This is a genomic window from Methanobrevibacter sp., from assembly GCF_045646045.1.
Classification (GTDB): Archaea; Methanobacteriota; Methanobacteria; order Methanobacteriales; family Methanobacteriaceae; genus Methanocatella.
Genome location: NZ_JAZRJY010000082.1, coordinates 1 through 16,492 on the forward strand (window position 1 = coordinate 1; position 16,492 = coordinate 16,492).

General features: G+C 34.8%; 14 protein-coding genes and 2 tRNA genes. 1 reads left to right on the forward strand and 15 read right to left on the reverse strand.

Annotated features, from left to right (window positions below):
* Positions 1–189: 189 nt before the first annotated feature.
* The 8 genes from ACKI5C_RS05300 to ACKI5C_RS05335 all read right to left on the reverse strand — a co-directional run bounded on the left by ACKI5C_RS05300 (position 190) and on the right by ACKI5C_RS05335 (position 8,123).
* Entirely contained in the window at positions 190–1,113 is a 924-nt protein-coding gene (locus tag ACKI5C_RS05300; protein WP_407432150.1) for a DUF1848 domain-containing protein, read from the reverse strand.
* Positions 1,114–1,134: 21 nt separating this feature from the next.
* Complete coding sequence (locus tag ACKI5C_RS05305) at positions 1,135–2,292, reverse strand: thiolase domain-containing protein (RefSeq protein ID WP_407432151.1); 1,158 nt, start codon at positions 2,290–2,292, stop codon at positions 1,135–1,137.
* Positions 2,293–2,304: 12 nt separating this feature from the next.
* Positions 2,305–3,342, reverse strand: coding sequence for a hydroxymethylglutaryl-CoA synthase (locus ACKI5C_RS05310; protein WP_407432152.1), 1,038 nt, complete (start codon positions 3,340–3,342; stop codon positions 2,305–2,307).
* Positions 3,343–3,497: 155 nt separating this feature from the next.
* Positions 3,498–3,571 (reverse strand) — tRNA-Gly (locus tag ACKI5C_RS05315).
* A gap of 11 nt (positions 3,572–3,582) precedes the next feature.
* Positions 3,583–3,656, reverse strand: a tRNA-Gly gene (locus ACKI5C_RS05320).
* Positions 3,657–3,728: 72 nt separating this feature from the next.
* The gene (locus ACKI5C_RS05325; RefSeq protein WP_407432153.1) at positions 3,729–4,394 is read right to left on the reverse strand and encodes a class I SAM-dependent methyltransferase; all 666 of its coding nucleotides are present in this window, start codon (positions 4,392–4,394) and stop codon (positions 3,729–3,731) included.
* An 8-nt stretch (positions 4,395–4,402) separates the two neighbouring features.
* Positions 4,403–6,376, reverse strand: coding sequence for a tRNA guanosine(15) transglycosylase TgtA (gene tgtA / locus ACKI5C_RS05330; RefSeq protein WP_407432154.1), 1,974 nt, complete (start codon positions 6,374–6,376; stop codon positions 4,403–4,405).
* Positions 6,377–7,904: 1,528 nt separating this feature from the next.
* Positions 7,905–8,123, reverse strand: a complete 219-nt coding sequence (locus ACKI5C_RS05335; RefSeq protein WP_407432155.1) for a hypothetical protein — start codon at positions 8,121–8,123, stop codon at positions 7,905–7,907.
* 79 nt (positions 8,124–8,202) lie between these two features.
* On the opposite strand from ACKI5C_RS05335, the gene ACKI5C_RS05340 reads away from it, so the two are divergent.
* A complete protein-coding gene (locus tag ACKI5C_RS05340) occupies positions 8,203–9,420 on the forward strand; it encodes an MnmC family methyltransferase (RefSeq protein WP_407432156.1) in 1,218 nt (405 codons plus the stop codon).
* Here ACKI5C_RS05340 and ACKI5C_RS05345 read toward each other — a convergent pair.
* The 7 genes from ACKI5C_RS05345 to ACKI5C_RS05375 form a co-directional block, all read right to left on the reverse strand.
* Complete coding sequence (locus ACKI5C_RS05345; protein WP_407432157.1) at positions 9,411–11,027, reverse strand: adhesin; 1,617 nt, start codon at positions 11,025–11,027, stop codon at positions 9,411–9,413. The two genes, ACKI5C_RS05340 and ACKI5C_RS05345, sit on opposite strands and share 10 nt — an antisense overlap.
* 373 nt (positions 11,028–11,400) lie before the next feature.
* Positions 11,401–13,185: a glutamine--fructose-6-phosphate transaminase (isomerizing) gene (gene glmS, locus ACKI5C_RS05350; RefSeq protein ID WP_407432158.1), complete on the reverse strand. Its 1,785-nt coding sequence runs from the start codon at positions 13,183–13,185 to the stop codon at positions 11,401–11,403.
* 12 nt (positions 13,186–13,197) lie between these two features.
* Positions 13,198–13,908 (reverse strand): uroporphyrinogen-III C-methyltransferase, encoded by a 711-nt coding sequence (gene cobA / locus ACKI5C_RS05355; RefSeq protein WP_407432159.1) that lies wholly within the window; start codon positions 13,906–13,908, stop codon positions 13,198–13,200.
* A 15-nt stretch (positions 13,909–13,923) separates the two neighbouring features.
* On the reverse strand, positions 13,924–14,568 hold the full coding sequence (purQ, locus tag ACKI5C_RS05360; RefSeq protein WP_296797092.1) for a phosphoribosylformylglycinamidine synthase subunit PurQ: 645 nt from the start codon (positions 14,566–14,568) through the stop codon (positions 13,924–13,926).
* A gap of 10 nt (positions 14,569–14,578) precedes the next feature.
* Positions 14,579–14,845 (reverse strand): phosphoribosylformylglycinamidine synthase subunit PurS, encoded by a 267-nt coding sequence (purS, locus tag ACKI5C_RS05365; RefSeq protein ID WP_296797095.1) that lies wholly within the window; start codon positions 14,843–14,845, stop codon positions 14,579–14,581.
* Positions 14,846–15,574, reverse strand: coding sequence for a phosphoribosylaminoimidazolesuccinocarboxamide synthase (gene purC / locus ACKI5C_RS05370; RefSeq protein WP_407432160.1), 729 nt, complete (start codon positions 15,572–15,574; stop codon positions 14,846–14,848). It lies immediately after the preceding gene.
* Between the two features lie 142 nt (positions 15,575–15,716).
* Entirely contained in the window at positions 15,717–16,424 is a 708-nt protein-coding gene (locus ACKI5C_RS05375; RefSeq protein WP_407432161.1) for an Ig-like domain-containing protein, read from the reverse strand.
* Positions 16,425–16,492: the final 68 nt, after the last annotated feature.

The following is a 16,492-nucleotide window of genomic DNA, read 5'->3' on the forward strand; positions in this document are numbered from 1 at the left end:
ATTATTTCCATTTGAAAGAATGTCTGAATAATCAGTAATGCAAAAATAACTACTATTGTTTTCCATTGGAATTTTAATGCAACACTCAAAAACTTTTTCATGATAAGGATTTAGTTTTAAAATAATAAAATATTTTCCATCACTGTGACATAAATATATTCCCTATGAATCAAGAAGAAAAATTTATCGTTACATTAATCTTTGTTGTGAATCAATGAAACTAGGTTCATTAACTTCCTTTACAACATCACTATCTTTAACCTCACCAATCAGCAATGGCGAATCAAGATTATGCAACTTTTGGTTCCTTTTAACCAGCTTCATGTTACTGTTGGCGTAACAATATTTGCATCCGTGCATACATGTATTATATAATCCAATATCCCTTCCCATTAAACAATTGCATTCACGATTCCTATATTTTCCTTTAGGCACCTTTAAATTATTTCCAATAGCTTTTTCCAACACCTGTTGGGTCATGCATCCTGATGAATCGAAACCGAACTGGTCAAGCAGGGTACCTTCAACACATGTTTTCATTTGTATGTCATATTCATCAGCAATTCTTGCAAAATTTTTGCCTATTTCCAAGCGTTCATCTGTTGTAACTTCACGAGCCTCAGGAAAATTTCTTAAAACCTTCTGATAGAGATCAATAAAACTGATTGTGCAATCTGAAGTATATTTATGCAGTTCAGATGCCATTTCTTCAAATTTTTCAATATGAAAATCAATTGAATATTTATCTGTAATGAAAATGGGATCATATCTCCAGGACACACAGTTGATTCCCAAAGTCTGTGACAGCTCCTTAAATGTTTCAATGACTTTCTTATAGTCTGGAACATTTACTTCAATATCCTTGCCGTAGGGATTAATTGTCGTAAACCAGAATTGTCTGTAGTCAGACAGAATATCAAGATTCCTGACTAGAGGTTTTGGATTTTTAGAGCAAAAGCAGATACAATCTACAGTTTTAGGATTGAAATTATATTTATATATCTGGTTGTTATATGGATTTTTACTGAGTACAAAACCCTCTTCAATTCTGTTTAAGAACCATTTTGAGTAAAAAGCAGGAATATCTGTTCTTGTACCAGTATTGATTATCATAAAAAAAGAAATAAAAGAGATTTATAAATCTCTTCCGAAAATATGTACTGCTGCAGTACCTCCGGTACCACCAATGTTGTGGGTCATACCGATTTCTGCACCATCAACTTGACGTTTTCCAGCATCTCCTCTTAATTGCCATACGATTTCAGCAGCCTGAGCAATACCTGTTGCTCCAAGAGGGTGTCCACGAGCTTTTAGACCACCTGAAGTGTTGATTGGGAAATCACCGTCGATTTCAGTTTGGCCTTCTTCAATAGCTATTCCACCTTTACCTTTTTCGGCAAATCCTAAGTCTTCAACTGCCAAAAGACCGTTGATTGAGAAACAGTCATGGACTTCAGTAACATCAATATCTTTTACAGTAACTCCAGCAATATCATATGCTTTTCTGGAAGCCACTTTAGTTGATTCAATAGTAGTAATATCTTTTCTGTCATGTAATGTCAATGTTCCTGAAGCTTGTGCGGAAGCCTTTACATAAATTGGAGTGTCAGTATATTTTTTAGCATCTTCAGCAGGCACCATAACAACAGCCGCTGCTCCGTCTGATACAGGAGAACAGTCTAGCAATGTTAAAGGATCTGCTACCATGGTAGAATTGATTACCTTATCTACACTGATTTCAAATGGGAATTGTGCATTTGGATTTTTAGATGCGTTTTTGTGGTTTACAACTGAAAATTGTGCCAATTGTTCACGGGTTGTACCGTATTCGTGCATGTGTCTTTTTGCAATCATTGCATATAATGACGGGAATGTTGCCCCTTGCTGAGCTTCCCATTCCTTGTCTGAAGCGGTTGCAATAGCTGGAGTAGCATCAACGACATCAGTCATCTTTTCAACACCTGCAGAGATTACAACATCATGGAAACCTGATGCAACAGCCATTATACCTTGTCTTAAAGCCAATCCTCCTGATGCACAAGCAGCTTCAACTCTTGTGGTTGGAACAGGGTTTAAACCTACGTGATCGGAAATAAGAGCTGCAATATGTTCTTGTTCTACAAATAATCCTGAAGACATGTTTCCAACAAACATTGCTTCGATTTCATCTCCTCCCATACCTGCATCAACTAAAGCTTTTATACCTGCTTCAGCTATCATGTCTCTGAAGGAGTAATCCCATAATTCACCGAATTTTGTTTGTGAAACACCAATAATAGCAACGTCTCTCATAATCTAACCTCCCTACATTTTAATTTTACCTTTGAATTTAGCATAAACAGCATAATCAACATACTTTTTGTTGGAAATGATTTCTTCTGTTTTAGGAGCCAAATCTCTTTTTTCAGTTATTTCATCAGTTACTTCCAAGGTGAATCCGTCACTACCTGCACCTGAACCGTATGATACAACAAATATTTTGTCTCCAGGTTCAGCTACATCCAAGATGTTGGATAATGCAAGAGGTACAGCACCGGAATATGTATTTCCAATGTTTGGAGTTAATAATCCTTGAGAGTATTGTTCAGGAGTAAATCCTAATTTTTTAGCTGCCCTTAAGTAAAACTTACCATTTGGTTGGTGGAAACAAGCATAATTATAATCGCTAGCTTGAGTATCAGTCAATTCAAACAATTTTTTAGCTGCACTCAATACATGCTTGAAGTAAGCTGGTTCTCCGGTAAAACGGCCACCGTGAGATGGGTAGTCTTCACCTTCCCTTCTGTAAAAATCAGGAGTGTCAGTTGTAAAACTGTAAGTCTCTTCTATTTCAGCTAAAGTGTTTTTCTTACCAATAACATAAGCGGCACCACCTGCAGATGCGGTATATTCCAAAGCATCTCCAGGAGCTCCCTGAGATGTATCAGCACCAATAGCTAATCCGTATTCAATTCTGTCACTTTCAACAAGACCCATTGACATTTGGATACCGGCAGTTCCTGCTTTACATGCAAACTCCAAATCAGCTGCAGTCATGTCCGGTGTTGCCCTAACAGCTTCTGCAACAATGGTTGCTGTTGGTTTTACTGCATACGGATGTGATTCAGAACCTACATAAACAGCACCAATCTTTTGTGGATCTATCTGAGCTCTTGCTAGAGCATATCTAGCAGCGGTAACTGCAATAGTTGCAGTATCTTCATCAGCAGAAGGAACAGATTTTTCGTTAACTACTAAACCATTAGATAAAGCTACAGGGTCATCTCCCCAAACTTTAGCTATTTCTTCCACTTTTATTCTATATGAAGGCACATATGCCCCATATCCTACAATTCCTACCATTAAATCACCATAAAATTTATCTTTATGAAATAAAATTATAAAAAGTATTATAATTAATTAATATTTGTTTTTAATTATTATATAAAGGTAACTACAAAAAATAAGAATTTTAATAAAAGATAAGAAACTTTTTTGAAAAAATATATTTTTGAATATGCAGCTGCCGGGATTCGAACCCGGGTTGTAGGCTTGGAAGGCCCAAGTAATAACCAGACTATACCACAGCTGCAAAAGTAAAAGTGCGGCGTCCGGGATTTGAACCCGGGTCTCTAACGTGGCAGGCTAGAGTCTTAACCAGGCTGGACTAACACCGCATAAAAATAAACAACAATATTATATTACATAATTATGATATATAAAAGTTTTGTTTTTTTCTCTTTTACCCATTAACTTTTCCTTGCAAGGACACAAATCCAGTCATTTATATTATCGATATAAGCTATAAAATCTATGAAACCTGTTTTTTCAAGAGCTTCCTTCAAGACCTCTTCAGAATATATCTTCATGTCTAAAAGCTCTACCAAATCATCGTATTTTTCCATTTCACCTTCTCTGTAAACAGCTTCATTACAGAAAAATACAAGTCCACCTTTTTTCATTACACGGTTGACCTCTTTTAAATCATTGATGAAATCCGGCCAGAAATATATGGTTTCAAAACCGGTTACAATATCAAAAGTTTCATTTTCAAAAGGCATTTCAGATACTGATGCCTGAATTATATTAACTTTACCTGCTTCAATAGCTTTTTTGTTGATTTCTATTGATTTTTCTACGCTGATTTCTGAATAGTCTATTCCGATAACTTTGCCTGTTTTGATCAGTTTTGCAAACCTTTCAATGTTTTTTCCGCCACCGCATCCTATATCAAGAATTATACTATCAGGAAGTATATTAAAATGACTTACTCCCCATCGGGCCATCATTTCATGAGATTTGTTCATTCTTTCGAGAATTTTTCGTCCTAATCTGCCTACAGGTTTTCTTGCATTTATAATCAGTTTCTTGTCTTCAATGTGGTGACCGGTATTTACTTTATTATCATCATTCATTATAGCACCTACTTTTTAAATCCTTTTCTTGTTTTGATAGCCTGACCTGTTTGGAAATTATTGATTTCAACAGCAGACAATAATGATTTTCCGTAAGCCAATAGCTTGTCTTGTTTGTTGACAATCAGAACCTCGTCGCGGGCTCTTATGTTTTCATCGCATTCTATGACAAATTTTGAAAATACGCTTTTTCCGTCAAGTGCAAATGGCTCTGAGTCCTCGTTTACTGCAACACGATTTTTTGGATATGGTGCTGCAGCGTGGAGTCTTCTTGCACCTTCCTTGGATAATACAAGATATGAATCTGATGCCCTCATATTGACAATCAATGTTTTTCCGTCATAGATATGTCTGATTTTGCCTGTCTTTTTACTTTTCTCTACGTTGATATTGCCCTTGAACAATGCTTCACCGACACCCCAGCCGAACTGGTAGTCCGCTATTGCCTTAAGCTTTTTAACATCGTCTTTTGAATATCTTATTTCATCATCTATTTTATCTTTCAAATCCAAATCGAGGTTTCTGACAATTCTCGGATGGATAAGAACCTGTTCATATTCACCTGTGAATTCATCTAAAAATGTTTTAAGGTAATCTTTGCTGTCGCTGTCCCATATTTTAGGAGCGGCATTCTGACTTAATGGATATAATTCATCAATTTCAAGAGGTATGAGTCCGAAAGGAATGTCCATTACCATAAAGTCACTGTCATCCAGGTTCACATCATGTCTTTTTCCGCAGACGTAAAACTCCCCCAGCTTGCCTGAAATGAATTTGGAATAAGGCTTTCGTGAAGGAGGCAAAATTATCAAATCACGTTTTTTAGGCATTTCTCGAAGCTTTTCATGATGCCTTAAAACCTCAGACCTGCCCAGGGATTCCGGACCGGTGTAGAAAAATGCTGATTTTTTGCTTCTCGGATCATATTGCTCAAAGTTTTCATTATAATTTTTAAGCTGGCGTACAGCATCAAGAAGTGCAGGATGTGCTCTGCAGCGTTCTTCAACAAGCTCCATCAGGCTTCCTTCATAAATGGCCTGTCTTATTAATCTAAGTTCTGCAAAAGAAACATGCAAGTTATGCTGGGCAATCAAATCTCTCCTTTCCTTTTTAGGCATTGCCCTTAAATCGTCAGGAGTGTATTTGGAACATACTTCACATGAACATGGCATTTCCTGGAGATTTTCCAGCTTGAAGGTTCCTCTGGTAGATAAAAGCCTGTCATCTTCTGCATATAATATATATGCTGCTGAATCAAACAAATCACATCCCATTGCAACGGCAAGTGCAAATACCATAGGATGACCGGCTCCCATGAGATGGCGTGCGGTATTGTCTGGAAGATACATCATTGAATTCATTACAACGTCTACAAGTTCCTTGTAGTGGTAGGATTCCATCAGAGGCACAACAGCACCGATTGGATATAAGTCAGCATCCAGTTTTGACAGTTCCTTGGCACATTCCTGCCTTAAATCCATAAATGTTGATCCCTGAACTACTGAATTCAAAAGCATTTCAATATTGTTTTGCTTTTTAAACTCAACTGCTTCTTTTGCACGTTCAATAGTTATTTCCAAATCGCTTTCGGCCTTTTCCCTTTCTACAAAAGGTGCTGTTGGAATGTCAAGGCTTGTTCCAATATCTGTTCCTATCATTTCCTGATATTCAATGACTTCCTTGTTTGTAATGTCCACATCACCATAAACGGACAGCTGAAATGAACCCGAATCCGTCATGACCGGACCGTCAAAGTTTATTAAATTATGAAGACCTTCATCAATAGCTTTCTGCTTTAAATCCTCATCTTTATAAATCAAATAAGCATTAGTAATTACTATATCTGCGCCGTACTTTTTAACATCGATTTCCTGCTTGCGCGGATGTATTACAGGCATCAATGCAGGTGTTTTTACATCACCATGTTTTGTCTTTAAAACACCGACTCTTCCTCTCATATCTTTAGCTTTTATTTCAAACATTTAATTTACCTTAAAACAATTAGTTAGAAATAATGTATTTAAAAAAAATTATTTAAATTTAACCTATTTAAAAAAAGAATCAGAAAAAAAGGGAGAAAGCTTATTCCAATGCAAGGGGTTGTTTACATTTTAAATTGATTAAATAATGCTTTAAAATGCTTGATAACAAAATAATTCCACCAGTTATCTTAAAAAAGTAGAATTATCATACAATATGGTGCTGTTTCAGGGTTCATTATTTCACGGCAAGCTATTATCTAGTCATCCTTTGACTCTGTCGTGATTGCTTTTACGTGCGAGAAATATTGAATTTAGAAAAAAAAGAGAAAAAAATAAGGTTAAGTGTGGATTAACCTTAATTCGAGGCAAAAAGCCCCGTGTTTACATAATGCAGGTGTTTGATTTCAAAGCGCTTAATTATCTTTCATTATGGATTAATTTATTTGGAAAAAGGGTGTGTTTTTTTAGTCCTAAATTATATCAAGGAGGAAATCATCACAAAAGACTGAATAACGCTCCAATGTTGGATAGCTTCTGTTTCTGATACAGAGATGCTTTTTTTATGGGAAAGGAAATTGTTGGGAATTGTGTTGAAAAGTCAAATCTGCATTGAACCTTGAAACTACCGTCAGTGAAATCAAAACCCTGTTTTTAAAAGTTCATCTTTAACCTGAAGTTTGATTATTATTTGAATCGGAATCATTCAAATCCTAAATATTTTGAAATCTTTCGCCATGGATTTCGGGATTGAATAACCCGATCAAACCCGACTCAGCAGGTTCAGCATCGTCAATTGATATGGCTGAAACCTCCGAGACGTTAGCGAAAGACAACATAATAATCAAAAACATCAATACAATATTTTTCCTACTATGCATTTTTCACCTCACTAATTAAACTCCAACCTTCGGAATTATTCATGATTTATCATGAAGTTTTTTCAAAGAATTATTCTCAAATTTTTGAATCTTCCAAAGATTGTTAGTAGATATTAACTAATAAGTAGTATATAAAGTTTTTTATTTAAACGGGAATTTACCACCAATAGCTAAGGAAAAAAAGCAATTTAAAGCGAAAAATTAATCGGCTGAAAATGCCTGAAATTCAATACCCCAAGGCCAAAAAAGTCCAAAGAGATGGCGCAAAATAATGATAATCCCAAAGTGGATATAACAAAAAATTACTTTTTTAAGCAAAACATAACATTAAAATACTTATTTTAATCAAATATTAAAAAATATTACCTAATTAAATCTAAATTCAGTTAAAATTACTCTTTTAATCAAAAAAAGACTTAAAAATTGAAAAGCTTTTTAAAAAGGAATTAGCTAAATTAAAGGAATTTTAAATCGCTTTGAAAGAAAAATGTTAAAATTAAAGCAAATAGAATTTCATAAATCTTATCAGATTTTGCTAAAAGATGATTTATCAGCTTTTAAAAAATCAATAAAAAAGAAGATATATCAAAATCGGCACCAAAATAACCGATTTAATAAGAATTCAGAGTTTTAAATTATTTTTTCAATACTCAATAATTAACCATCTGATATGTTGCATACATTCCATATGCCCAGACGATGAAATTGATAATGCTGAATGCAAATGAATAGATTGATATGAAGTGGGTTGCCAACGCCACTGCAAATATTATAAGCGCTTTTTTATAATCTCCTATGTATGCAATACCCAGACCAGGTAAGAAAAATGATATGGCCAATGCAATTGCTCCGTCTCTGTCAATCATCATAATAACTCCATTAAACTATGAATATACATCTTTTTAATTAATTATTTATATTTTTATATCAAAAGTATTATTAGATACCATGAATTATGAAAACAATGCTCGCGTAATTAATGACGATATCTTTGATTTGATAAATCGATGCTTCGATGAGGAAAGAAGTGGTCGAAATAATGAAAGTAGGCTCAATTTTTTTGATACTTATAACAATTACTTTGTTTTAACAGATGATGGGTCTTATTCTATTAACTCTAAAGAAATAAATCATAAAATTGAAACATTACATACATCTACAGGTGCAATTAGTGAGGCATTTGAGAAATTTATTAAGCCGATGAAGTTCGACTACTCGAAAGACATTGCAATTTTGGACATCTGTGCAGGTCTCGGCTATAACTCATCAGCTGCAATAGATGATTTTTTAAAAAATTCAAAGGATTCCAGCTTAACGATTGATATGGTTGAAATATCTGCAGCCACACTTGCATGCGGGCTTCTGGTGCCTTCACCAATCAAAGCCCACGATATTACACGAAAAGCAATTGAAACAGAACTTATTAACACAGGCTATGCAACACTAGAGTTGGAAAAAGCCGAAATACCCTCAAACATCAACATCAATGTTTTCATTGAGGATGCAAGACAAACTGTTCAGAAGCTAAAGGACAATAGCTATGATGCAATATTTTTGGATCCGTTCAGCCAGAACATGGCTCCGGAGTTATTTTCACTGGAATTTTTTAAAGAATTCAGAAGAATAATAAAAGACCGAGGAATAGTTGCAACATACACTTCATCAGCACCAGTCAGGGCAGCATTTATTGAAGCAGGATTTTATATTGGTCTTGGACCGATTTTCGGACGCAAACAGGGAGGCACACTTGCCAGCCCTTCACAGGAAATGCTTGATACATCCCTTCCCAAAAATGATGAAATAAGAATTGCCTTATCAGATGTTGGAATACCATTCAGAGATCCGGGATTAAACAATTCAAGCGAATATATTCTCGAAAAAAGAACCGAGGAAAGACATGAAAAAAGGCATAAAACCAAAATATCCTCAGCCGTTAAGACACCTATATTTTTAGCCCAGGAAATGGATGACGAAAAGCTGAAAAGACGTGTCGAGCGTAATCTGGCAAAAATGAATATTCCGTCAACAACATCAGCCGAAGCCAAATATATCGTTGAAATCGAAAACAGCTACGAAGAAAAACAAAGCATTGAAAATAATTCCAGAGACAGAATTTTAAATATGGAAAAAAGATTAAAAAAAGTTAAAAACGGTGATTATGAATAAATCATTTCACCATTTTTTAATGCATAAGCTGCATCTTTTGAAGATAATACGGATTCGGAAATTACTTTTAATGTACGACCGTTGGATACATGTTCGTTTCCAAATACACTCCAGTCCGCATCACAGTTAGCACAGAAGATATGTCCTTCTGCACTTCCACCTTCTTTTTGGCCTGTAGCAGGGAAAACACCATAATTTGATGTTTCATCACCGGCCCAGAAAATACCCCAGTACAATTCAGTACTTCCACAATAAGGACAGACTCTTTCAAATACAGTCATGTAGTATGTATATCCGTATTTTGAAAGTTCACCTGAAGCTGAAGGTCTTCCAATAGCCATAATTGTTTTATTATCTGGTGAAACACCATATCTTGAATAATATAATGTTTCAGTATCTTTCACTGCAGAAACATTGATTATGCTACTTACATAAAGGTCAGTAGCAAAATCATGTGATAAGACATTATGGATACCGTTTTCCAAGTCCAAATCAAGTTCTGCAAAACCTATTTTATCGGTTTCTACAATATATGGAGTATCGTCTACGATAATTTCCATATCCCTATGGGATCCAACAGAAGCGTCAGAATTGATTAATATCGCTTCGAACTTGACAGAACTGCTGTTACTTTCAATATTTGATGCTATAACAGATGGCATGACCACAATTTTGTTAGAGCACATATCATTATTGACCGGATTTATTGCAGTTAAAATGTAAGAACTCGGTTCCAAATTAATATTTAATTTAGCTACCCCATCTGCATCAGTCATTCTTGAATAGAAAACACCATTAATGTTAAATGTAACTTCAGTGTCAGCCAATGGGCTTCCGTCAGTATTCAAGAAGCTTGCATAATATTGGGTATCATTTTTATATATTTTGAAAATATCAGATCCTGAAACGGATGGTAAAACCGTAACCTTATTTGAATATGACAAACCATTTTGATGAATGGCTGTTAATATATATTCATCAGGAAGCAAATTAATATTTAAACGTGCAATACCTTTTTCATTGGTTTTACGGTTATAGAATACACCATTGATATTAAATGTAATGTCACTGTCGGCCAAAGGATTACCGAAATTATCCAAAACGGAAATATAATATTGGGTATCATTTTTATAAATCTTTTGAATATCATTACCGACCAACGTGGATAAAACCTCAACATCACTGTTCAAATCCATTAATTTTGAGTCGTAATTATAAAATGCAGAAATTGAATAATTTCCAGGAATCAGATTAATAGCAAGAGATGCTACTCCATTAGAATCTGTGAATCTGGTATAATTTACTCCATTAAGGTTTATAATTACTGAAGCATTTTCAACAGGATTATCAAAATGAGTTAAAGTTACAGAATATCTCGTTCCATTCTTATAATACATTGACACATCCCTAGTCTCCAAAGAATAGTCATCCTGACTAGTGGATATGATATCTTGAGGAACTAAAGCAGTACCCGAAGGAGGTTCCTCTTCCGAATCACTCAATTCAAGCTCATCACTTACAGCACCACTATCAACAGCGGCAACAGCTGAAATTGACAGCATGAAGAAGAGTGTTATAAATAGTAAACTAATTTTTTTATTAAACATATATTAACCTCGTTAATATGAAAAATGTAAAATCTTGTTTTACATCGGTACTATAATCTTATAAAACTTTTCTTATAAAAAGCTTTGTATTTTCAAAAAGGGCATAAATAAGGCCAAAAAGCTAAAATAAAGCACAAATAAAAGGAATTGATTTTTGCCTATTGTCAAATACTTTTTAAAAACAATTAAAGAATTAGTATTTAAGAAATTAAAAGTCTTAAAGTGCTTATTTTTGAAATAAAATATAAGAAAAAAATACTTCAATTATACCAATATTATATAATGTGGCCAAAAGAATGAAAAAAATAATTGATTGAAAGTAAATGATTTGAAAATAAAAAGAGAAAAAAAGTGGAATTGAGAAATAAAAGCCTTATTCCACAGTTACACATTTTGCTAAATTTCTTGGTTTATCCGGATCAAAACCTTTTTCGATTGTAATATAATATGATAAAAGTTGAAGCGGTACAATATATACAAGAGGAGCTATAATTTCACTGACATCAGGATTGATTTTAAATACTTCAGGTGCCTTTTTTGTAAGTTCCTCATCATCAGCCGCACCGAAGGCAAGAACATGAGCTCCACGAGATTTTACTTCTTCAAGATTACTCATTGTCTTTTTATATGATTCTCCAGGAGGAATCACTACAACTACAGGTATTCCTTCATCAATTAATGCCAAAGGACCGTGTTTGAGCTCTCCTGCAGCATATCCTTCACCATGTATGTATGAAATCTCCTTTAATTTTAGGGCTCCTTCCAGTGCGGTAGGATAGCAGTATCCTCTTCCGAGATAGAAGAAGTCTTTTGCATAATTGTATCTCTGTGACATTGACTTGATTGATTCCACATCTTCCAATACTTCGTCAATGAAGTCTGGAACCTTTTCGATTTCAGCCAATAGCTTTTCGTCTTTCGCCATAAGCGCTGAAAAGATATAAATAGCAGTTAACTGTGATACATAGGTTTTTGTTGCTGCAACACCTATTTCAGGTCCTGCCTGAGTCTGTATTACATACTGTGCCCTTCTTGTTATTGATGAACCTGCAACATTTACTATTCCCAATGTCTTTGAGGTTTCATTTGCAACATCAAGTGCCTTTAGAGAATCTGCGGTTTCACCTGACTGTGAAATGAATATTACCAAAGTATCCTCTTTAAGGGTTTTTGCTGAGAATTTAAATTCAGATGCTAAAATCACATCAGTAGGAATTCCAGCAAGTGATTCAAGCAGATATTTACCTGTTAATGAAGCATGATATGATGTTCCGCAGGCTACAAAGCATATTCTTGAAATATCGTCAAAATCATCAATGATTTTCTGGATGTTTTCCTTTTGAGTCAGTGTGTTTTGAACTGCTGTTGCCTGTTCGTTGATTTCCTTTATCATGAAATGGTCATATCCTTCTTTTTCTGCCATTTCTGGTGTCCAGTTGATTGTATCAATCTCTTTATTAACTGGATTGTCAAATTCGTCATGGACAACTACGCCATTCTTATCCAGAATAACAATTTCACCTTTTTCAGGATAGATTATGTCTTTTGCATATTTCAGAATAGCTGGTGAGTCTGAAGCAAGATAATAACCATCTTCACCCAAACCTACAATTAACGGTGAGTCTTTCCTAGTTGCAACAATCTTATCCGGCTCTCTTGATGATATCACAGCTATTGCATAAGCGCCGTCAAGAATTTCGATTGTCTTTCTGACTGCATGTTCAAGGTCAAGCCCTTCATCCATGAACTTGTGAATGAGATGAGGAATTACCTCAGTATCAGTATCTGACTTGAATGTGCATCCTTCTGCAATCAAGTCTGCTTTTATTTTGCTGTTATTTTCAATAATACCATTGTGAACAACAGCTATTGTATTTTCCTCATCAAGCTGAGGGTGAGCATTCAATTTTGACGGATCACCGTGTGTAGCCCACCTTACATGAGCAATACCGAAATTGCCCGGCAAGTCCGGCAAGTCAAGTTTTTTGTTAACTTCGTCAATTTTACCTTTATCCTTTTTTACATGAATCTTTTCATCATAAGTAGCAAGTCCGATTGAATCATAACCCCTATACTCCAATTTTGAAATACAGTCAAAAAGAATAGGGGCTACATCCCTGTCATTGTCCTTTAATATACAACCAACAATACCGCACACATAAAACACCTTTTAATAATTATAAATATCCTTGTAAAGCTTTACAACTTCTCCAATAATTAAGATAGCTGGAGTTTTAATATCCTTTTCGGAAATATTTTCCAATGTTCCAAATATTACATTTTCATCAGGCAGTGTTCCGCTTTCTATAACACATACTGGAGTGTCTTTATCTCTATACTTCATTATTTGAGCAGTATTTTCCTTAATGTTTCCAATTCCCATTAGAATAATTAAGGTATCTGCAGTATAATCCCAGTGAACCTGACTTTCAGCTTTTGTCGGGTCTTCATGACCTGTTACAATTGTAACTGAAGTTGCGATAGCCCTATGAGTTACTGGTAGTCCCAAGGAAGTCGGTGCTCCAATAGCTGAAGTAACACCGGGAATAACTTCAAATTTGATATCATGTTCCATTAAAGCTAAAATTTCTTCTCCACCACGACCAAATACAAAAGGATCCCCTCCTTTTAGCCTGACAACATTCTCATGCTGTTGAGCCTGCTTTATGATTAACTCATTAATCTGGTCCTGTGTCTTATAATGTTCGCCTGCCTTTTTGCCGACATATATCCTTTCTGCCGTTTCAGGAGCATGCGCCAATATTTCTTCATTAGCCAGATAATCATATAAAACAACGTCAGCTTTGTTTAGTGCTTTAACGGCTTTTAGAGTTATTAAGTCTGCATCTCCAGGTCCCGCACCTATTAAATAAACTACCATCTTATCACTTTAAGTCTATAAAAATCCTTTAAAGAAGTTCAAACCATCAGTTGAGCCCAATATTTCTTCACAAGCCCTTTCCGGATGAGGCATCATTGCACAAACCAGTCCGGATTCATCACATACACTTGTAATAGCTTCCATTGAACCGTTAGGGTTTCTATCTTTAAATTGCAATACGATTTGATCTTGATCTTTCAGCAAGTCAATATCTTCTGTGTAAAATCTACCCTCTGCATGAGCAATTGGTATTTTAACAGTTTGTCCCTTTTTGAAATCTTTTGTAAAAGGAGTTCTGGTATTTGATACTTTCAAATCAACCCATTCACAGTTGAATTTAGGGTTTTCATTAGTTATGAATACACCAGGAACAAGCCCGATTTCACCTAAAATCTGAGCCCCGTTACATATTCCCAAAACCGGTTTTTCTTCTTTAACCAATGCCTTAATTCCATCAATTACTGGTGTGATTGATGCCATAGCACCTGCCCTCAAGTAATCCCCATAGGAAAATCCTCCAGGAATGACAACGCCGTCATAATCGGTTAAGTCGTCTCTGCTCCACCAAACATATTCAGCTTCAAGGCCAACAAGTTCAATAGCGCGGGCTACATCCCTATCACAGTTGGTTCCAGGAAATCTAATTACTCCGATTTTCACTTAAACCACCTTATTTACCGCAGGCCATGTTCTGTGGAATTACATTTATTTTATAGTTGTGGATTACAGGATTACAGAGTAATCTTTCACACATGTCTACAACATTTTCGCGAATGACTTCCCTGTCTTCTCCTTCCATCTGGAATTTGATAATTTCAACAGTCTTTGTATTTTTGACTTCATAACCAAGTAAATCAAGAGATCTTTCAATTGTTGTAGCTTCAGGGTTTAACATACCGCTTTTAAGGGAAATTTTAACTTCAATATCGAATAACATTTAAATCACCTTTTCATCATCAGGAATAATTCTATTATAAACTTCTATATAAGCGTCCATAACTTCGCCGTCTTTACCTTTTCTGAATAATTCTTTATCTAACATCTCCAGAGTATCGGCATCCCACAATCTGCATCCGTCAGGAGAGATTTCATCACCCAAGAGGATTTTTCCATCCTTATCCTTACCGAATTCAACCTTATAGTCAACCAATATAATGCCCGCATCCTTAAAGAATTCAGTCAAAATATCATTGATTTTTAAAGCCTTTTCGGTTAGAATATCAATTTCTTCCTGGGTAGCAATACCTAATGCTTTTATAATTGAATCATTAAGCATTGGATCGTGATAATCATCATCTTTAAAGTCCATCTGTACGATTGGAGGATTTAATCTCATACCGTCTTCAATAGGATACTTGCGAACCAGACTACCGGTAGCTATGTTTCTTACAATGACTTCAATAGGAATCATTTCCAGTTTTTTAGCCAACATTACATTTTCTTCAAGTAAATCTATAAATTGTGTTTCAATACCATTTTCCTCTAAAACTTTGAAAATTTTAGCAGAAATGACTGCATTATAGGCACCTTTTTTGTCCATGACTTCTTTACGTGCACCATCACCAGCAGTCATATCATCACGAAACTCAATGATAACTTCATCATCGTTTTGCGTGGTGAATACACTTTTTACTTTACCAGAATTAATTAACTCTTTTTTCTCCATGATATCATCAATTAATTTTTAAATTATTATAATCAAACTTTTGTTTTAAATGCTATATAATAATATTGAATTTAGAAAAGAAATTGAATTAAAAAGAGAATATTGAAAAAAATATAAAAAAGAAAAATGGAAGAAAAATTAATTATTTCTTCCTGAATACAACAGCAATTACAACAGCAACAACCACCAATAAAAGCAACATAATCGGAAGACCGGTATTTTTGGTAATTATAGGATTATTTTTCACCGGATTTTTAGGCGGATTATTAGCAACAACCTTTGTGTTGTTAGTTACATTAGTGTTGTTGGTAATGTTGACATTGTTTGTGATGTTGGTATTGTTTGTAATATTTGTGTTGTTGGTTACATTGGTATTATTTTTGACTATAATCGGAACAATCTTGGTTGGGTTTCCGCTTGCATTAGCAGGATTTGTATTGGTATTGTTTTTAACAGGATTTGTATTTCCTGGAGCCCCACTTGCATTGGAGCTGGAATTATTATTAACTGGAGGATTAGTTGCATTTACTGTTAAATTAACTTCTTTTGTAATGTTTGAATAGTTTACGTCACCATTATATTTTACTTTAACCTTATAATCTCCTGCAGTTAAATTCTTTAAATCTATATTTGCTTTTCCATCGGCAACAGTGCCATTGAAGTCATGGCCATTAACTGTAACTGTTACATTACCGGTAGCATTTTCAGGCAAGGTAACCTGAACTATAGCAATTTCACCAGCATTGATATCAGCTACAAACACACTCATTTCAGGCTGATCTGCTGAAAATACAGAATTAACAGCAAAAAAAGCCAAAACACATATTAATAAAATAGCTATTTTTTTCATGTTAATATTTTATGCAAACATGATTAATAAAAATTTAGGTGGAAGAAATTAATTTGAAAATGAAAAAA